Origin of the sequence: Rhizobium nepotum 39/7 (assembly GCF_000949865.1) — a bacterium.
Classification (GTDB): Bacteria; Pseudomonadota; Alphaproteobacteria; order Rhizobiales; family Rhizobiaceae; genus Agrobacterium; species Agrobacterium nepotum.
Genome location: NZ_JWJH01000020.1, coordinates 42,432 through 58,635, shown reverse-complemented (window position 1 = coordinate 58,635; position 16,204 = coordinate 42,432). Strand labels below are relative to the sequence as shown.

At 58.8% G+C, this 16,204-nt stretch carries 18 protein-coding genes; 11 read left to right on the top strand and 7 right to left on the bottom strand.

The genetic code is table 11. The features are described from left to right. The first annotated feature begins 53 nt into the window (after positions 1–53). The 3 genes from RS75_RS20050 to RS75_RS20040 all read left to right on the top strand — a co-directional run bounded on the left by RS75_RS20050 (position 54) and on the right by RS75_RS20040 (position 4,008). A complete protein-coding gene (locus RS75_RS20050) occupies positions 54–464 on the top strand; it encodes a carboxymuconolactone decarboxylase family protein (protein ID WP_045023757.1) in 411 nt (136 codons plus the stop codon). A 101-nt stretch (positions 465–565) separates the two neighbouring features. Next, positions 566–3,040 carry an ATP-dependent helicase gene (locus RS75_RS20045; RefSeq protein WP_045023903.1) on the top strand — a complete coding sequence of 825 codons (2,475 nt, stop codon included), beginning with the start codon at positions 566–568 and terminating at the stop codon, positions 3,038–3,040. A gap of 155 nt (positions 3,041–3,195) precedes the next feature. Further along, positions 3,196–4,008, top strand: a complete 813-nt coding sequence (locus RS75_RS20040) for a glycosyltransferase family 25 protein (RefSeq protein ID WP_045023755.1) — start codon at positions 3,196–3,198, stop codon at positions 4,006–4,008. Between the two features lie 163 nt (positions 4,009–4,171). On the opposite strand, the gene betI is transcribed toward RS75_RS20040, so the two are convergent. Further along, positions 4,172–4,768 carry a choline-binding transcriptional repressor BetI gene (gene betI, locus RS75_RS20035; protein WP_045023754.1) on the bottom strand — a complete coding sequence of 199 codons (597 nt, stop codon included), beginning with the start codon at positions 4,766–4,768 and terminating at the stop codon, positions 4,172–4,174. A gap of 100 nt (positions 4,769–4,868) precedes the next feature. Here betI and choX point away from each other — a divergent pair, with 100 nt between their 5' ends. The 4 genes from choX (at position 4,869) to RS75_RS20015 (ending at position 7,639) form a co-directional block, all read left to right on the top strand. Beyond that, complete coding sequence (gene choX / locus RS75_RS20030) at positions 4,869–5,807, top strand: choline ABC transporter substrate-binding protein (RefSeq protein ID WP_052679718.1); 939 nt, start codon at positions 4,869–4,871, stop codon at positions 5,805–5,807. Beyond that, positions 5,804–6,634: an alpha/beta fold hydrolase gene (locus RS75_RS20025; protein WP_045023752.1), complete on the top strand. Its 831-nt coding sequence runs from the start codon at positions 5,804–5,806 to the stop codon at positions 6,632–6,634. The genes choX and RS75_RS20025 overlap by 4 nt, the downstream gene beginning before the upstream one ends. 100 nt (positions 6,635–6,734) lie before the next feature. Beyond that, positions 6,735–7,217, top strand: a complete 483-nt coding sequence (locus tag RS75_RS20020) for a DMT family transporter (protein ID WP_045023750.1) — start codon at positions 6,735–6,737, stop codon at positions 7,215–7,217. Continuing rightward, positions 7,214–7,639 carry a DMT family transporter gene (locus RS75_RS20015; RefSeq protein ID WP_045023748.1) on the top strand — a complete coding sequence of 142 codons (426 nt, stop codon included), beginning with the start codon at positions 7,214–7,216 and terminating at the stop codon, positions 7,637–7,639. Before RS75_RS20020 ends, RS75_RS20015 begins: the two co-directional genes overlap by 4 nt. Positions 7,640–7,696: 57 nt before the next feature. On the opposite strand, the gene RS75_RS20010 is transcribed toward RS75_RS20015, so the two are convergent. Beyond that, positions 7,697–8,983: a DUF2778 domain-containing protein gene (locus RS75_RS20010; protein ID WP_045023746.1), complete on the bottom strand. Its 1,287-nt coding sequence runs from the start codon at positions 8,981–8,983 to the stop codon at positions 7,697–7,699. A 512-nt stretch (positions 8,984–9,495) separates the two neighbouring features. Between RS75_RS20010 and pncA the strand changes: the two genes are divergently transcribed. Continuing rightward, positions 9,496–10,122 (top strand): bifunctional nicotinamidase/pyrazinamidase, encoded by a 627-nt coding sequence (gene pncA / locus RS75_RS20005; protein ID WP_045023744.1) that lies wholly within the window; start codon positions 9,496–9,498, stop codon positions 10,120–10,122. A gap of 7 nt (positions 10,123–10,129) precedes the next feature. Here pncA and RS75_RS20000 read toward each other — a convergent pair whose 3' ends face one another. Further along, complete coding sequence (locus RS75_RS20000) at positions 10,130–10,366, bottom strand: DUF2164 domain-containing protein (protein WP_045023742.1); 237 nt, start codon at positions 10,364–10,366, stop codon at positions 10,130–10,132. Positions 10,367–10,546: 180 nt separating this feature from the next. Here RS75_RS20000 and RS75_RS19995 point away from each other — a divergent pair, with 180 nt between their 5' ends. Beyond that, the gene (locus RS75_RS19995) at positions 10,547–11,266 is read left to right on the top strand and encodes an AzlC family ABC transporter permease (protein WP_045023740.1); all 720 of its coding nucleotides are present in this window, start codon (positions 10,547–10,549) and stop codon (positions 11,264–11,266) included. Further along, the gene (locus tag RS75_RS19990; protein ID WP_045023738.1) at positions 11,263–11,577 is read left to right on the top strand and encodes an AzlD family protein; all 315 of its coding nucleotides are present in this window, start codon (positions 11,263–11,265) and stop codon (positions 11,575–11,577) included. The genes RS75_RS19995 and RS75_RS19990 overlap by 4 nt, the downstream gene beginning before the upstream one ends. On the opposite strand, the gene RS75_RS19985 is transcribed toward RS75_RS19990, so the two are convergent. Next, the gene (locus RS75_RS19985; RefSeq protein ID WP_045023737.1) at positions 11,574–13,415 is read right to left on the bottom strand and encodes an aminopeptidase P family protein; all 1,842 of its coding nucleotides are present in this window, start codon (positions 13,413–13,415) and stop codon (positions 11,574–11,576) included. The two genes, RS75_RS19990 and RS75_RS19985, sit on opposite strands and share 4 nt — an antisense overlap. A gap of 293 nt (positions 13,416–13,708) precedes the next feature. Between RS75_RS19985 and RS75_RS26915 the strand changes: the two genes are divergently transcribed. Beyond that, positions 13,709–13,882, top strand: a complete 174-nt coding sequence (locus RS75_RS26915; RefSeq protein ID WP_045023735.1) for a hypothetical protein — start codon at positions 13,709–13,711, stop codon at positions 13,880–13,882. Between the two features lie 150 nt (positions 13,883–14,032). Here RS75_RS26915 and RS75_RS19975 read toward each other — a convergent pair whose 3' ends face one another. The 3 genes from RS75_RS19975 to RS75_RS27125 all read right to left on the bottom strand — a co-directional run bounded on the left by RS75_RS19975 (position 14,033) and on the right by RS75_RS27125 (position 16,180). After that, positions 14,033–14,911 carry a 50S ribosomal protein L11 methyltransferase gene (locus tag RS75_RS19975; protein WP_045023733.1) on the bottom strand — a complete coding sequence of 293 codons (879 nt, stop codon included), beginning with the start codon at positions 14,909–14,911 and terminating at the stop codon, positions 14,033–14,035. Between the two features lie 185 nt (positions 14,912–15,096). After that, on the bottom strand, positions 15,097–15,696 hold the full coding sequence (sco, locus tag RS75_RS19970; protein WP_045023731.1) for a cytochrome oxidase assembly protein Sco: 600 nt from the start codon (positions 15,694–15,696) through the stop codon (positions 15,097–15,099). 142 nt (positions 15,697–15,838) lie between these two features. Next, positions 15,839–16,180, bottom strand: a complete 342-nt coding sequence (locus RS75_RS27125; RefSeq protein WP_084687118.1) for a hypothetical protein — start codon at positions 16,178–16,180, stop codon at positions 15,839–15,841. Positions 16,181–16,204: the final 24 nt, after the last annotated feature.

The following is a 16,204-nucleotide window of genomic DNA, read 5'->3' as shown; positions in this document are numbered from 1 at the left end:
ATATTTGTCGATCCGCTACTCTGCCACGGAAACAGCCGTGACTGGAGGACGCCATGAGCACCGTAACGAAAGCCGAAAACCCAGAAGCCAATCCCCGCATCAAGGCGGTGTTCGACGATATCCGCACCACGCGCAAATCGGATTTCATCAACAATATGTGGCTTTATCTCGCCTTCGATCCCGATCTTCTGGAAAAGACCTGGGCCGAGGTCAAGGCGGTGATGGCCACACCCTCAGTGCTCGATCCCGTGGTAAAGGAAATGCTCTACATCGCCGTTTCCGTTACCAATGGCTGCTCCTATTGCGCTCACTCCCATACGGCGGCCGCCAAAGCCAAGGGCATGACGGACGAGCAGCATGCCGATCTGCTGCGGGTCATCGCGCTTGCCGCCAAGACCAACCAGCTGGCCGTGGCGCTGCAATTGCCGGTGGATGCCGCTTTCGATGCCGACAGTCGGCCATGAGACGAAAAAACGCCTTGGAATAGGCGTTTTGACTGACGATACCGGAATAAAAGCAGAACACGGTTCTGGCCTTTATATCCCGAATCACTACATTGGGCCGCATGAGCAACAGTTTTGACGATATGCCGTTCTTCGATGAGGAACCCGAAGCGCCGCGCAAGGCGACGAACAATGCCGATGCGGCAAGCGGCGGCGGGCTTGGCATTGCCGCGCGCGCCATGGCGGCACGCGATCAGGCGCGGCCGATACCCGACTATCTTTCCGGCCTCAACCCGGAACAGCGCGAAGCCGTGGAAACGCTGGACGGCGCGGTTCTGGTGCTTGCGGGCGCCGGCACCGGCAAGACCCGCGTTCTGACCACCCGCATCGCCCATATTCTGGCCACCGGCCGCGCCTATCCCAGCCAGATCCTTGCCGTGACCTTCACCAACAAGGCGGCACGCGAGATGAAGGAACGTATCGGCGTTCTGGTCGGCGGCGCAGTCGAGGGCATGCCGTGGCTCGGCACCTTCCACTCCATCGGCGTCAAGCTTCTGCGTCGCCATGCCGAACTCATCGGCCTGAGGTCGGATTTCACCATTCTCGATACCGATGACGTGATACGGCTTTTGAAACAGCTCATTCAGGCCGAAGGTCTTGATGACAAGCGCTGGCCCGCCAAACAGTTTGCCGGCATGATCGACGGCTGGAAGAACAAGGGGCTGACGCCGCCGGATATTCCGGAAGGCGATTCCCGCGCTTTCGCCAATGGCAAGGGCCGCGAGCTTTACGCCGCCTATCAGGCACGGCTGAAAACGCTGAACGCCTGCGATTTCGGCGATCTTCTGCTGCACCCGATCAGCATCTTCCGCCGCCATGCCGATATTCTGAAGGAATATCACCAGAAGTTCCGTTATATTCTGGTCGACGAATATCAGGACACCAATACGTCGCAATACATGTGGCTCAGGCTTCTTGCCCAGCGCCCGAAAGGCGAGCCGCAAAACGTCTGTTGCGTGGGCGACGACGATCAGTCGATCTATGGCTGGCGCGGTGCCGAAGTGGACAACATCCTTCGTTTCGACAAGGATTTCCCCGGCGCCAAAGTCGTCAAGCTTGAACGCAACTACCGTTCCACCGAACATATTCTCGGCACCGCCGGCCATCTGATCGCCCACAATGAAGGGCGTCTCGGTAAAACACTGTTCACCGAGCGGAGCAGCCCCGACGACGAAAAGGTGGTGGTGCATGCGGCATGGGACTCCGAAGAGGAAGCCCGCGCCGTCGGCGAGGAAATCGAGCAGCTTCAGCGCAAGAACCACAAGCTGAACGACATGGCCATCCTCGTTCGCGCCTCCTTCCAGATGCGCGAGTTCGAAGACCGTTTCGTGACGCTTGGCCTCAATTACCGCGTCATCGGCGGTCCCCGCTTCTATGAGCGTCTCGAAATCCGCGATGCCATGGCCTATTTCCGGCTCGTCTGCCAGCCGGCCGACGATCTCGCCTTCGAGCGTATCATCAACACCCCCAAGCGTGGCCTTGGCGATACGACCATCCGCAATCTGCATGACTACGCCCGCGCCCGCGACATTCCGATGCTGGCGGCGGCGACCGACATCATCGAGACCGACGAGCTGAAACCCAAGGCGCGCAAGGCGCTGTTCGACGTGGTGCAGGATTTCCGCCGCTGGCAGGGCCTGCTGGAGAACACCGAACACACCACGCTTGCCGAGCAAATCCTCGACGAAAGCGGCTATACCGCCATGTGGCAGGCCGACAAGAGCGCTGAAGCGCCCGGCCGGCTGGAAAACCTGAAAGAACTCATCCGCTCGATGGAGGTCTTCGAAAGCATGCGCGGCTTCCTCGAGCACGTCGCGCTGGTGATGGACGCCGAGCAGAATGCAGAGCTGGATGCGGTTTCCATCATGACGCTGCATTCCGCCAAGGGGCTGGAATTCGACACCGTCTTCCTGCCCGGCTGGGAAGAAGGACTGTTCCCGCACCAGCGTGCGCTGGACGAAGGCGGCCGCTCCGGTCTGGAGGAAGAACGCCGCCTCGCCTATGTCGGCATCACCCGCGCCAAGAAGCTCTGCCATATCTGGTTCGTATCGAACCGGCGTATCCATGGTCTGTGGCAATCCACCCTGCCCTCGCGTTTTCTGGACGAACTGCCGCCGGCCCATGTGGATGTCGCGGCATCCGACAGCAATTACGGCGGTTATGGCGGGCGCGGCGGCTACGGTCAGTCCCGTTTCGACAAGGCGGAACCCTTCGCCAACAATTACTCCACCCCCGGCTGGAAACGGGCCCAGGCCAACAAGTCCGACGCCACCCGTGATAACTGGGGCACGCGCTCCGGCCATGCGGTCGAACGGATCGGTTATGGCGAAAGCGGCCCGCGTGCCCGCACGATCGACGGCGAACTGGTGGCGAAATCCGTCGCCGACACCCCGTCGAAATTCGTGGTCGGCGACCGTGTTTTCCATATCAAATTCGGCAATGGCAATGTCTCCGCCATCGAGGGCAACAAGCTGACCATCAATTTCGACCGCGCCGGCCAAAAACGCGTGCTGGATGGATTTGTGGAAAAGGTTTGATTCGACAACTGCCAATGCCTGAAGACAGCTTTTTCCGTAGCCCGCGTCATGCCGTTGCAATAAAGAAGTTGCAACCCCAGAGCGGGATGACGAAGAGTATAAGAGGTTTTCGCCTGAAATCGTCATGATCTGGGCAAAATCGGGCGGAGACTGTTTTGCATATATTACCGAAAAGCCAGCGCAAGCTTGCCGTTTTCCTGATCAATATGGACAGCGCCACCAAGCGCCTCGAAGACATGAACACCCGTCTCGACGCCATCGGGCTGAAGGCGGAGAGGGTTCCGGGCGTCAATGGCCGCGAACTGAATTATCCGATCCCGGAATTCAGCGAACTTTCCTACATGCTCATGCATGGCCGCCGCACCTCGCCGCCGGAAATCGGCTGTTATCTCAGCCATGTCGCCTGCGCCGGCAAGTTCATGGAGAGCGATGCCGACATCGCGCTCATCCTCGAAGACGACGTGATCTTCCAGAGCGATTTTCTCGACGCGCTCGACGAGGCGGTGCTCAACGGCAGCGACTGGGATCTGCTTCGGCTCACCACGGTCAGCAACGGCCGGAAATTTCCGTTCCGCCCGCTTGAAAGCGGCCGCTCGCTTGCCATCGCGCTGACGCGTGAAAAGGGAGCTGGCGCCTATCTCGTCAACCGCCGCGCCGGAAAATGGATATCTAAACTCATCCCCATGCGGCTCGCTTACGATATTGCTTTCGATCTGGAATATCTTGCCTGCCTGAAAGCGGCATTCATCTATCCCCTCTGTGCCACGCAGGATGGCGACAAAGACAGCCAGATCCAGAGCAATCTTCGCATATACCGCTTACCCCGCTGGCGCTACTTCACCGTCCTGCCCTATCGCGCTTATCTGGAATCCAGCCGTTTCCTGCTGCGTGGCATCCGCCTCGCCATCGCCAAGGCGCGTGTGGCAATGGAACGCGGCAAGGGCAAGACCATTCCTGCGAACAATTGAACGGGCCGGCCTACGGCTCTCCGGGCGTGAAGCCGATAAGATAAACGGCCGCGATCACGGCCGCGAGAATGAAAATCGAAATGACGAAAATCGTCATCCGGTTCAATGGTTTGCGCGTCGTTTTCTTCATGCTGGAAGAATGCAGCGCTCGTGAACTGGTTCCCTACCGGGCGTCAGCTTCTGCGTTCGGCAGCCTGTGAGACAGGTAGTCGCGCATCTGCTCCATTGCTTCCTCGCGCGTCAGGCCTCCCGACTGCAACCCTGATCGCAGCCATAGCCCATCGATAAGCGAAGTGATCCCAAGCGCGATGGTATTGCATTCCTCTTTCGGAACAAGATGCGTCAAGGCCGAAAGAAGGTTGGAACGCATTCGCGCATGGATCACCTTCTGGATACGGGCAAGCTGTGGTTCTCGCGGAACTTCGGCGCAAAGCGACAGCCAGGCGTGACAGATCGACGGCTGAAAGAAGCTTTCGTCGAAATTCCCCTCGATAATTGCGTCGAGGCGTTCGCGTGGGCTGGTCGCCCGATTGAGGCGCACCACCACGACCTCCTTCAGCTTCGTGTTGGCTTCGCGCATCGCGTGTTCGAACAATTCCTGCTTGTTGGCAAAGTAATGCAGCACGATGCCTTTCGAAGCGCCTGCTTGTGCGGCCACCCTTTCAAGCGTCGCCCCCGCCATTCCCTCTCTCTGGAGGACCTCGAATGCAGCCCGTCTCAGTTCCGCCCGGCGAATATCGCTAATTTTGGTCAATCGCATCTTTGTCTCCTTGCGGCGGAATATTGACAAGTTTTCCGCAAAGATCAATTATTGTCCCACCGGTCAATCAAATGACCAAACAGACAAAAAAGGTGGAACAATGAAAAAATGGGCAGAATTTTTTTCAGCAACGATGCTTTTGACGACCGTCGGGACCTCGGTACTCGCAGCGGATGCTGAAGCTTGCAAGGTCGTACGACTGGCCGAACCGGGCTGGAACGACCTTGCTTTCACCACCGGCATCGCCATGTCGCTGTTGAAATCGCTGGGATACGAGCCGCAAAGTCAGCTTCTCGGTATCGACGTCATCTACACGAGCCTGAAGAGCAAGGATCTCGACGTTTTCCTGGGCTATTGGAACCCGGCGATGGTGAACTACTACAAGCCTTACAAGGAAGACGGATCGGTTGAAAAAGTCCGAACCAACCTGGCGGGCGCCAAATACACCTTCGCGGTTCCGACCTACGTCTGGGAAGTCGGCGTCAAGGATTTTTCCGACCTGCAAAAATTTGCAGACAAATTCGATAGCAAGCTTTACGGCATCGAACCGGGTTCCAACCAGTTGATGCTGGATGCCGTCAACGATCCGGCGCTGGGTCTTCAAAAGTGGGAAATAGTCGAATCCAGCGAACAGGGCATGCTTTCGCAGGTGGCCCGTTTCGCCCGCAACAAGTCCTTCATCGTTTTCCAGGGGTGGGCTCCACACCCGATGAACAGCAAGTTCGATATCAAATATCTGACCGGCGGCGACAAATTTTATGGGCCAGACTTCGGCGCCGCCACCGTCGATACGCAGGTGCGCAAAGGCTACCTGCAGGAATGCCCGAATGTGGCCAAACTGCTCGACAATCTCGCATTCGACGTGGAGTACGAGAACAAGGGCATGGACTACATCATGAACGGGGGAATGGCACCGGAAGACGCGGCAAAACAGACGATCAAGGACGAACCGCAACGACTGGACGCATGGCTGAAGGGCGTATCGACATTCGACGATAAGGATGGTCTTGCAGCCGTCAAGGCGGGGCTCGGCCTATGACGCCAATTTTCGTCGATGATTGGGAGAAGCGAAAGCAATATGTCGAATTGCCCCGGGGCCGCCGGCTGGCATTCATAGACAGCGGCGGTCCGGGCCCGGTGCTCTTGATGCTACACGGCTTTTCGGACACCAGTCGCAGCTTCTCCATGCTGGAGCCTTTTTTCAGCGAATACAGGCTCATTGTTCCCGACCTGCCCGGACATGGAGTTTCCTCGACAGGACCGGGCCTGCATGTCGCCGATTTCGCCGAAACGATTAACTGTTTTCTGACCCTCATGGGTGTTTCGCGGCTGTTTCTGCTCGGCCATTCCATGGGCGCAATGACGGCCATCGAACTTGCCGCCAGGCGCGGCGCAGCGATCCGGGCTCTGGTTCTCATCTCGGCAACGCTCGAGCCGGATTTTGGTGCGGAAAGTCAATTGACCAGAGATATTCTCGCACTTCAGGACCCGATCAAACCCGCCGGCGGCTTTCTGCGCGACTGGTATTCCTGCAGTCAGCCTGTCGCCCAAGATTTCTTGTCGAAAATGAAACAGGACGCGGCCAACATGCCCGCTGCGATCTGGCAAGGAATTCTTGCGGGCTTTGCCGACACAAATCTGCGCGACAGCGCCTCCAGAATAAAAAAACCGGTATTTTGCCTCGCCGGTTCCGAAGACCCCCTTTTCGACGCCTCGCATCGCCAGCAACTGGCCGAGGCTTTTCCGGAGGCTCAAACCGTTACGCTCAAAGGGCATGGCCACAATCCGCATTGGGAAGACCCGCAGGGAGTATCGACCCTGGTCGCTGATTTTTTCGCGGACGTGATGTCACCCCTCAACGATTGAGGGCGCGGCTGCACGTGATTTTAGATGCACCCGACAAATCGATTTCGATTTCGTTCCCAATGCTGTAACGCTTCGATGCACAATCAGATTCCGGCCAGCCATGACAGAAACGACGCATCCCCGCCTCAATCCGCTGCATCTTGCCGCCGCCTTCGCAAGCGGCTGTCTTTTGACGCTGATGGTGCATTTCAACGGCCAGCTTGCCCATTACGGCAATGCGCTCTTTTCCTCCTGGACGGCGCATGGCACCGGCACGGTGGCGGCCCTGATCTATCTGGCGATCATGCGCCCGAAGAAAGATACGGGCGCGGCAAAAAAACCGAAGGCGCCGCTCTGGGCCTATTGCGGCGGGGTCGTGGGTGCGGCCATCGTCATCCTCACCTCCACCGCCGTCAATTCGCCGCTGGCGCTCTCCGGCACCATTGCGCTCGGGCTCGGCGGACAGGTGATCTTCAGCCTGTTGGCTGATTTTTTCGGTCTTTTCGGCCTGCCCAAACGGCGGCCGGATTTGCGTGACATGGTGGTGGTGGCGTTGATCCTGTGCGGCAGCGCGCTCATCATCCTTGTCGGGAGAACGGCATGATCGTCTGGATAGCCATGGCTTTCGCCGGCGGCGTCTTCGTGGCGCTGAGCCGCCAGATCAACGGCCGCCTCAGCCTGTCGAATTCGCCACTCATCGCCTCGTTCTGGAACCACATCGTCGGTTTCGGAGTGCTGACGGTCATCGGCCTCATCGTCGGCGGTCTCATTCCGCCGGGTGCGGCGGATGCGCCCTGGCTCGCCTTCATCGGCGGCCCCATCGGTGTCGTCTTCATCGCTTCGGGAAGCTGGCTCATCCCGCGCATCGGCGCGGTCAATACCGCACTTCTGGTCATCGGCGGACAGATGGTGTCTGGCGTCGTGCTCGATCTTTTCAGCGATCATCCGCCGGAAATCTGGGCAAGCGCGCTCGGCATTCTGCTGATCCTTGCCGGCATGATGCTGACGCAGCGGCGCGGCCGCTAAAGCATTTCCAGTAAAACCGCAGCTTTTTATTGTCCTGAACGTGGGTAAACCTGAAACTCAGGTGTCGCTGTCGCGCGAAAACATGCCGATCAGGGTCTTGCCGCCGCTCTTTCCGCCGCTGCTCGCCAGTGTCGGACGGCCGTTGTTCAACTTCGGCACCACCACCATGCGCTTGACTTCGCCGCGCTTGAAGGCCGCAAGGAAGCGGGAATAGTCCCGGAACACGACGCAGCCATTCGATTCGCCGCGTTTCGCCAGCATGTAGGTGTGGGCAAGAAGACCATCGCGGCCATGCGGGTTCACGCCGCTTTCCGGCGTCAGCCGAATAGCCTCGACACCGTGGAACCGCGCCTCGCGCATCGTCAGCTTGTAGCTTGAGGGCGGCGTCGAGCCGCGCATTCTGACGTGCACATAGTCCGGGTTGTCGCGCATCTTGCCGATGCCCGAATGCGCCTCGAGCTTCTCGCCGTTCGGCATGTGAACCAGGCCCGAGGAAATATCGTAGACCGCCGTGCCGTTGCCGCGATCCGGCCATGGAACGGCATCCATCTTGCTCGGCTCGCGCACCGGATTGTCCGGTTTCGCAAAGGCGAGCATGCCGCCGGTGCCCTGCCGCTGCTGCTGGGGTGCACGCGCAGGAACCGGCGCATCGAAAGCAGGCGCTGAAGCAAGGGCGGCCGGGTGTTCATCGGTCTTCGCAAGAGCGGCTGGGCGCGGGGATGGCTCAACCGTTTCGGCAGCCGCCACCTCGGGCCGGAAGCTTGGCAGCGGCACGTCGTCCGGAAGCAGGCTGTTCGCCTCCTCCTCGATCTGCGGACGCGCCAGCGCCACTTCAAATGCCGGATGTTGCGAAGCGGCACTCTGATAGGCAACCTCGGAGGTGCGTCCAAGCGCCGAATCGACGATTGCGGAAGGCTTGAGCGCTGCAAGCTCCCTGACCGTCGCCTGCCCTTTCGCATTCGCGGCCGCTCCAAAACGCTCGCGGAATTCCTTCGCGCCGATCTCTGGCATGATACCGGCAAGACGGACAGCCTTTTGCTGACCATGGCTATGGTCGCTCAGGCGGGAAAATTTGCGAACGTGAATATCCCGCACGGCTGCGCGATCGATCGCCATCTCAGCGGAATCAAGCCGGGCCACCAGCGTCTTTTCAAATTGCCCGACGCCATGCGAGGCGGCCGCGATGCTGTGAAGCGAGGCGAAGGCAGCCACGGCGAACAGACCGGCAAAAGCGCCGCCGCCGAGAAGTGCGGACATTCGGCCAAGCGAAAAGGATTTGCCTCCCTTGAGGCAGGACGAACCGGCAACACCGGCGCCATTATAGGCCGCAGCAGAAAACGCCATGATACTCGTTACTCGAACCGTTCACGCACACCCGGCCAAAGCCGGAGAGATTTTGGGGCATCCGAACAGCGGGCGGACACCCGGCCGGTTTCGGAATTGACTGGCTCGAAGCATGACGAATTATGGTAACCAAAGTGTTTACGAGTCCCTGCAAAAATAATTCGTTAAGGTCTGCGCATTGTCAGGCGAAGGTAAAACAACCGGGCGCGACTGTTGCGTCCGAGCGTCTCGGTGCAAAATCGCATTCGATTTCCGCAAGGCACGCCACGCCGGTTCAACAACAAGCGCTGTCCTGTCGCGGACATTGCCCTTCCGGACGTCATCGGCCTTTAAAGTTTCCTTCGCCGCATCGTCAGGTAAATTCCGACTTGGCCGGAAATTTGCTGCAAATGCGGCGGGACTGCGACGGGCAGGCCTATGTGATCGCCCATCAAGCCCGTACAAAGGTCGAAAGGGTACTTGATCCGCCAATGCCGGCTTGGCATCCTGCCCGGAAATAAGGGAGGAAAATCATGAAGGCGCTACTGCTTATCGATATCCAGAACGGCTTTTGTCCTGGTGGTAATCTGGCCGTTGCCGATGGCGACAGGGTCGTGCCCGTCGCCAATGCCCTGATCGACAATGGCGGTTACGATCTGATCGTCGCCTCGCAGGACTGGCACCCGGAAAATCACGGCAGTTTCGCCTCGCAGCATCCCGGCAAGAAGCCGTTCGATATGGGCGAACTCTCCGGCAAGCCGCAGATGATGTGGCCGGACCATTGCGTACAGGGCACGCCGGATGCGGAATTCCACCCCGATCTGAAGACGGACGCTTTCGACTACATTCAACAGAAGGGCGAAAATCCCGCCGTCGACAGCTATTCCGCCTTTCGCGACAACGATCAGGGGGCTACGACCGGCCTTGCCGATTATCTGACCCGTCAGGGCGTGAAGCAGCTCGATATCTGCGGCCTTGCTACCGATTATTGCGTCAGTTTTTCAGTGCTCGATGCCCTCGACATGCTGCCCGGCGTCAAGGTGCGTTTCATCGAGGATGCAAGCCGCGGCATCGATCCGCAGGGAATAAATGCTTCGATCGCGACCATGCGGGAAAAGGGTGCAGCGATCATCAAGAGCCGTGACATCTTGCGCGACTGAGCAACCCTCAGCGCAACCTCGGTTTCTCCAGCACGTCGATATCGCCCGCCGCATCCTCCAGACGCCTCATGATCGCGGCCTGCGCATCCTTGAGCCCCTGATTGTAAAAAACATACCCGACTTCCTCGGCCAGAAAATCGACGAAGATTTCCGCCTGTAGGGAGCCGATCTCGATTTCAGTCTCCTGGGCAAGATATTCCTTGATACGCGCGGCCAAGACCGCCTTTTCCTGCTTCTCCAGCATCGATTCCTCATAATTCAACTGTTTCGGCGGGGAACAAAACCGGATGAGGCCTTCCGTCCGACGTCGCATTTCGGCGTTACCGTAACGGAAGCTTCAAGGGAATCAATCGATCCATTCATGCAATTTGTTTGCCACCCGGCCGGGACGGCGATAGAGCGGCGGGCAAGGAGTTCCTATACAATGTCCAATACTGATTTTCGCGAAGGTCTTAAAAGCGGCTTCCCGATTGCCCTTTCCGCCGCCCCCTTCGGTGCGCTGTTCGGCGCGGTCGCGGTCGATAACGGGCTGAGCGTCGTCGAAGCCACGATCATGAGCGGCACCGTTTATGCCGGCGCGAGCCAGCTGGTCGGCATAGAATTATTCGGCCAGAAGGTCGCCCCCTGGCTGATCGTTCTCTCGGTCTTCGCCGTCAATTTCCGCCATATCCTCTATTCGGCCGCCATTGCCAAAATGATCTCCAACTGGTCTTTCCTGCAAAAGGCGGCTGGCTTCTTCGTGCTGGTGGATCCGCAATTCGCCGAATCGGTCAGAAAATATGAAAATACCGGCACCGTCGGCTTCGCCTGGTATATGGGCTTCGCCGCACCGGTCTATGTCCTGTGGCTGGCCATGACCATTGTCGGTGCGTCGCTCGGCAACCTCATCGGCGATCCGAAAGCCATCGGCCTCGATGTGCTGTTGCCGATCTATTTCATGGGCATGGTCTTAAGCTTCCGCCAGCGGGAGAATTTCTACCCGGTAATGCTGGCAAGCGCGCTCGGCGCAACGGTCGCCTATCACATCGTCGGTTCGCCCTGGCATGTCAGCCTCGGCGCGCTTGCGGGCATTCTCGTCGCAGTCCTCTATCCGCCGAAACCGAACGGCGAGGCCAATCCTGAAAACAAGGTGGAAACGCCATGAGCGATCTGCTGCACGCCGATACCCTGATCCTGATCGCGCTCGCCGCCGTCGCCACCTATCTCACCCGCATCGGCGGTTATGTTCTGATGACGCGGATGAAATCCATCCCGCCACGCATGGAGGCGGGACTGAACGCCGTTCCCGTCGCGGTTTTGACCACGTTGGTCGCACCCGCCTTTTTCGAAGGCGGATACGAAGTCAAGATCGGCATGGTGGCGGCACTTCTGGTCTGCCTGCGTTTCCCCGGCCTGACGATGCTGGCCGTGGGCTGGGCGATCGTCATCACCATCAGGCACTTTTCTGTCCTTTAAGCGCTCCGCTCCAGAGGCCGCGTGGCTGCTACCAGCCACGCCTTCACCTCTTCATCAGCGATCAAAGGCAGAAGCTTTACCAGAACGTCGGCGTGATAGGCGTTCAGCCAGTCAAGCTCTTCATCGGTCAAAAGTGCCGTGATGACCAGCCTGCGGTCGATGGGGCACCAGGTCAGTGTCTCGAACGACAACATCGGCTGATCGCCGCCCGCCACCGCTTCCGCCTCTCGCACATAGATCAGGTTTTCGATGCGGATGCCGAAAGCGCCGGGACGGTAATAACCCGGCTCGTTTGACAGGATCATGCCCGGCAGCAATTCCTGCGTCGAAAGCCTTGAAATACGCTGCGGCCCCTCATGCACCGAAAGATAGGAGCCGACGCCGTGCCCGGTGCCATGGGCATAATCCGCCCCGGCCTTCCAAAGCGCGACGCGCGCCAGCGGATCGAGATCGCAACCGCGCGTTCCCTTCGGAAACCGTGCGGCGCTGATGGCGATCATGCCTTTCAATACCAGCGTGAAGAAACGTCGCTGATCTTCAGGGACATTCCCGATCGCCACGGTGCGGGTGATATCCGTGGTGCCATTGACATATTGCGCGCCGGAATCGACGAGGAACATCTCACCGTCGGCAAGTGTCCGGTCGGTATCGGTGGTGACGCGGTAGTGGATGATGGCGGCATGTTCGCCCGCGCCGGAAATCGTATCGAAAGACACGTCCTTCAGCGGGTTTTGCAGCCCCTGCCCTATTTTAGCGCGCGTCGCCTCCAACGCCTTCACGGCCGCGATTTCGGTGACGCTGCCCGGCTGCTGACGATCCAGCCAGCAGAGATATTCAACCATGGCCGCGCCGTCCTGCACATGGGCTGCGGCCGAACCGGCAATCTCGGCGTCGTTCTTGCAGGCACGCGGCAAGCGGACGGGATCGGCCTCCTCGACCAGGGAGCCGCCCGCCGCCGTGATCGCCCCTGTCAGCGCCACGGGCGTCAGATCGGCATCGACAAGGACACGGCCTTTGGCGCTGGCAATGGCGTGCAGACGATCAGCGATCTTCGATGGCGGCAATTGCGTTGCCAGCTGCGCCAGATAGGCCTCGGCCTCTATACCCGTCTTGCGTTTATCGAGAAAAATATCGGCCTTGCCATCCGCATAGATGATGGCGCGGGCAAGCGGATGCGGCGTATGCGGCACGTCGTTGCCGCGAATATTGAAAATCCAGGCAATGGAAGACGGATCAGTCACCAGCAGGGCGTTCGCACCCTTGGCAGACACCGTCTCCGCAAGCGAGGCGATCTTTTCCTTCGCCAGCTTGCCCGTAAAGGCCTCCGGCTGGATGACGACGGGTTCCAGCGGTTCGGAAGGACGGTCTTGCCACAGGGCATCGAGCGGATTGGTTTCAAGCAGGACGACGGAGCCGCCCTTGGCCGCGAGTACCTTTTCCAGACGCTTCAGTTCAGCGCCGGTATGCAGCCAGGGATCGATGCCCAATCGGAAGCCCTTCGTGCCGTGTTCCGACAACCAGACGGAGGGCGGTGCGCCGACCAGATCGCCGCCGCTGAATATCGATTGGTCAACCTGCGAGGCAAGCTGCGTCGTGTAACGGCCATCGACAAAAACCACCGCCTGCGCACGCGTTATCAGCGCGATGCCGGCGGAGCCGGTAAATCCCGTCAGCCATGACAGCCGCTCGGAGGATTCCGGCACATATTCGCCCTGATATTCATCGGCGCGCGGCACCAGAAAACCGTCGATACCGAGGGCGTCGAAACTGGCGCGCAGCGCCTCGACGCGTGCCTTGCCGAATTGCGGCGCGGATTTGTTTTCGAAGGTCTGGAACATGGGCATCTTTCGGAAACTGTCATGAGGAAAGCTGTTCTGTCGCGCCGTCACATCGACAGCGCAACCAGACAATGCCATGCGGGCAAACCCGGTTTCAAGCCATATATGACGGAACCGACTACGGCGATAAATTGTGCATATTTGGTGAAATAAGTAATACTAAAAAACGAGTGATATGCATTAAATGCACATCTACCCTGAAGCATCCCCTCTAACTAAACAAAAACACATCGCTTATATCAAGATCAACACAGCGAGAGAGATACTCTCCTGGCAAACAAGGATTTGAAGCAATGGCAAAATCTTTCCTCCGCAACGCCTTCGATCGCGTTATTGAAGCACGCGAGCGTCAGGTCAGCCGTCATGTCAACGCTGCCCTGCTTAACCTCGACGACAAGTCGCTCGAAGCGCTCGGCATGAACCGCGCCGATCTTCGCCGCAATGCAAAGTCCAGCTACGTATTCTGATCACATCCGGCGCGGCGATCCTCCCTCCACCGCGCCTGAACAGGAATACGTCGACCCGCTTGAGCAACTTCCCTCCCATATGCTCGCGGGTTTTCAGGCGGCGCGAAAGCGCCGCCTTTTCTTTTGCCCCAAAGGGATACCCCGAGAGCCTCAGTCCTTGCGCAGATGCAGCGTGACCCAGCCATTGCGCCAGATGGTGCGGACATGGGATAGCCGCGCGCCATTATAGGCGGCGAGAACCTTCCAGCGCTGCGATGCGAGAATTCCCGACAGGATGACGGTGCCGCCGGGCGCCAGATGCGTGACGAGCTGCGGCGCCATCTTGATGAGCGGCCGCGCCAGAATATTGGCGATGATGAGGTCGAACGGACCATGTTTGCGGAAGGCATCCGAATGGAAGCCCGGCGCCGTTTCCAGTGCCAGCCCGGAGACGATGCCGTTCAGCCGCACATTCTCCTTCGCCACCTTGACGGCGATAGGGTCGATATCCGTCGCGAGCACGGGAATATGGCGCATCTTGCGCACAGCAATCGCCAGGACGCCGCTGCCGGTGCCGAGATCCAGCGCATTGCGCACGGTCCGCGCCCGCAGAACGTCCTCGATCATCTCAAGGCAGCCCGCCGTCGTGCCATGATGGCCGGTGCCGAAAGCCTGCCCCGCTTCGATTTCGATCGCCAGATCGTTTGGCCGCACCTTGTCGCGATCATGCGCGCCATAAACGATGAAGCGCCCTGCCCGCACCGGTTTCAGCCCCTCGAGCGACTTGGCGATCCAGTCTATATCGGGAACGATCTCCTTCTGGATAACGAGACCGGGAAAGACAGGTGCGAGCAAAGCCTCGACCCGCTCGCGGAATTCGTCTTCCTGATCGGCCATGAGATAGACCGAGGCTTCCCAGATGTCGCGCTTCTCATCCACCTCGGTGGTGGCGATCGCGATATCCTCCTCGCCGAAATAGTCCGACATGAGATCGATGATTTCACCGGCCTTGATTTCGGTCGTGGTGACGTAAAGTCGGATTTCGCTCACGGCGGGCTGCTTTCTCTGGCTAAAGCATGTCTCCCAAACGTGTGCAGCGGCTTTGGGAAGAAGACATGCGTGGAAACAAAAAATTAAAGCGTGTCACAGCGTGACGCGCTTTAATGGTCCTGTGCTTGCCTTTGCCACAAAACCTCGGCCAGTCCAATAAGCCAGGCATAATTATGCCGCCTTGCTCAGCCCTTCAGAAGATTCTGGAGCTTCTGCTCGGCAACATCGGGGTTTTCCCCGTAAGCAATGGTCCCGGAAAAGCGGCCATTGGCATCGAGCAGAATGACGGACGCCGTGTGATCCATGGTGTAATCGCCATTCGGATCCTTTTCGTCGACCGGCACCTTCTTGGCATAGATGCGGTAGCCCTTCAGCGTCTCGGCGATCTTGTCGGCCGAACCGGTAATGCCGGTGATCCGCTTAGAGACGTTGGAGACATATTGCTGCATGATCTCAGGCGTATCGCGCTCGGGATCAACAGACACGAAATAGGCCTGCAGCTTGTCGCCGGCCGGATCCACCTTCTCCATCCAGCCGTTCAGTTCGAACAGCGTTGTCGGGCAGACTTCCGGGCAATGGGTGAAACCGAAGAACAGCGCTGTCGGCTTGCCCTGAAAGGCCTTTTCGGTGATCGGCTGACCGTTTTGCGCCGTGAGTTCGAACGGCACGCCATAGACCGTTTCCACCATCTCCTCGCGGGTTTTCGTCATCTCGATCGTCAACCAGCTGACGACACCGGCAAGAACGAGCACCACGGCCCACAATACGATGCGAATGTTTCTCATTGTCCAATCCTACCCCGAAAGACCGGCTGGATATTGCAGGCCTTGTCGTCTGATAGCGAACGGCGGCGGCGACCGCAAATCAACTGGGCGTATTTGCTGGCTACCGCGCTGATTTGTCACAAAGCTCGGGCCTGGAAAGGTGTCACAGACACCAGGCAATTCCGCTTTGCACGGTAGAGAGGAAAATATCCGTGCTGTGCCGCACCCAGCCGTCGAAGGCAAGAAGCACGATGGCAAGCGAGGCCACTACCGCAAGACTTGCCAGAATAAACTTCAGCGGATTGGAAACGATCGCGTTCATATCTCCATCATAACCTGTTTGCACCGGCACGAAAACCGCCAAAATACTGGGTTTTGCAGACGGAATATCGGCAATTGTTAGGGAAAGTTTAAAATCTTGCTGTGCAATATAACCATAGCGGTTTTTCAAATCCCGACATGATGTCTCCCGGTCCGTTCCGGCCACCGCATAAAGCTCAATCATGCATGGGCCTGCCCAAGAGCCGCC

Excerpts from the sequence above, each read along its gene's own strand:
- RS75_RS20000 (WP_045023742.1), bottom strand. The coding sequence starts at position 10,366 with ATGCTGGAGAAGCAGGAAAAGGCGGTCTTGGCCGCGCGTATCAAGGAA.
- pncA (WP_045023744.1), top strand. The coding sequence starts at position 9,496 with ATGAAGGCGCTACTGCTTATCGATATCCAGAACGGCTTTTGTCCTGGT.
- RS75_RS26915 (WP_045023735.1), top strand. The coding sequence starts at position 13,709 with ATGGCAAAATCTTTCCTCCGCAACGCCTTCGATCGCGTTATTGAAGCA.
- RS75_RS20045 (WP_045023903.1), top strand. The coding sequence starts at position 566 with ATGAGCAACAGTTTTGACGATATGCCGTTCTTCGATGAGGAACCCGAA.
- RS75_RS19985 (WP_045023737.1), bottom strand. The coding sequence starts at position 13,415 with ATGTTCCAGACCTTCGAAAACAAATCCGCGCCGCAATTCGGCAAGGCA.
- RS75_RS27125 (WP_084687118.1), bottom strand. The coding sequence starts at position 16,180 with ATGATTGAGCTTTATGCGGTGGCCGGAACGGACCGGGAGACATCATGT.
- choX (WP_052679718.1), top strand. The coding sequence starts at position 4,869 with ATGAAAAAATGGGCAGAATTTTTTTCAGCAACGATGCTTTTGACGACC.
- RS75_RS20015 (WP_045023748.1), top strand. The coding sequence starts at position 7,214 with ATGATCGTCTGGATAGCCATGGCTTTCGCCGGCGGCGTCTTCGTGGCG.
- RS75_RS20025 (WP_045023752.1), top strand. The coding sequence starts at position 5,804 with ATGACGCCAATTTTCGTCGATGATTGGGAGAAGCGAAAGCAATATGTC.
- RS75_RS20020 (WP_045023750.1), top strand. The coding sequence starts at position 6,735 with ATGACAGAAACGACGCATCCCCGCCTCAATCCGCTGCATCTTGCCGCC.
- sco (WP_045023731.1), bottom strand. The coding sequence starts at position 15,696 with ATGAGAAACATTCGCATCGTATTGTGGGCCGTGGTGCTCGTTCTTGCC.
- RS75_RS19990 (WP_045023738.1), top strand. The coding sequence starts at position 11,263 with ATGAGCGATCTGCTGCACGCCGATACCCTGATCCTGATCGCGCTCGCC.
- RS75_RS20010 (WP_045023746.1), bottom strand. The coding sequence starts at position 8,983 with ATGGCGTTTTCTGCTGCGGCCTATAATGGCGCCGGTGTTGCCGGTTCG.
- betI (WP_045023754.1), bottom strand. The coding sequence starts at position 4,768 with ATGCGATTGACCAAAATTAGCGATATTCGCCGGGCGGAACTGAGACGG.
- RS75_RS20050 (WP_045023757.1), top strand. The coding sequence starts at position 54 with ATGAGCACCGTAACGAAAGCCGAAAACCCAGAAGCCAATCCCCGCATC.
- RS75_RS19995 (WP_045023740.1), top strand. The coding sequence starts at position 10,547 with ATGTCCAATACTGATTTTCGCGAAGGTCTTAAAAGCGGCTTCCCGATT.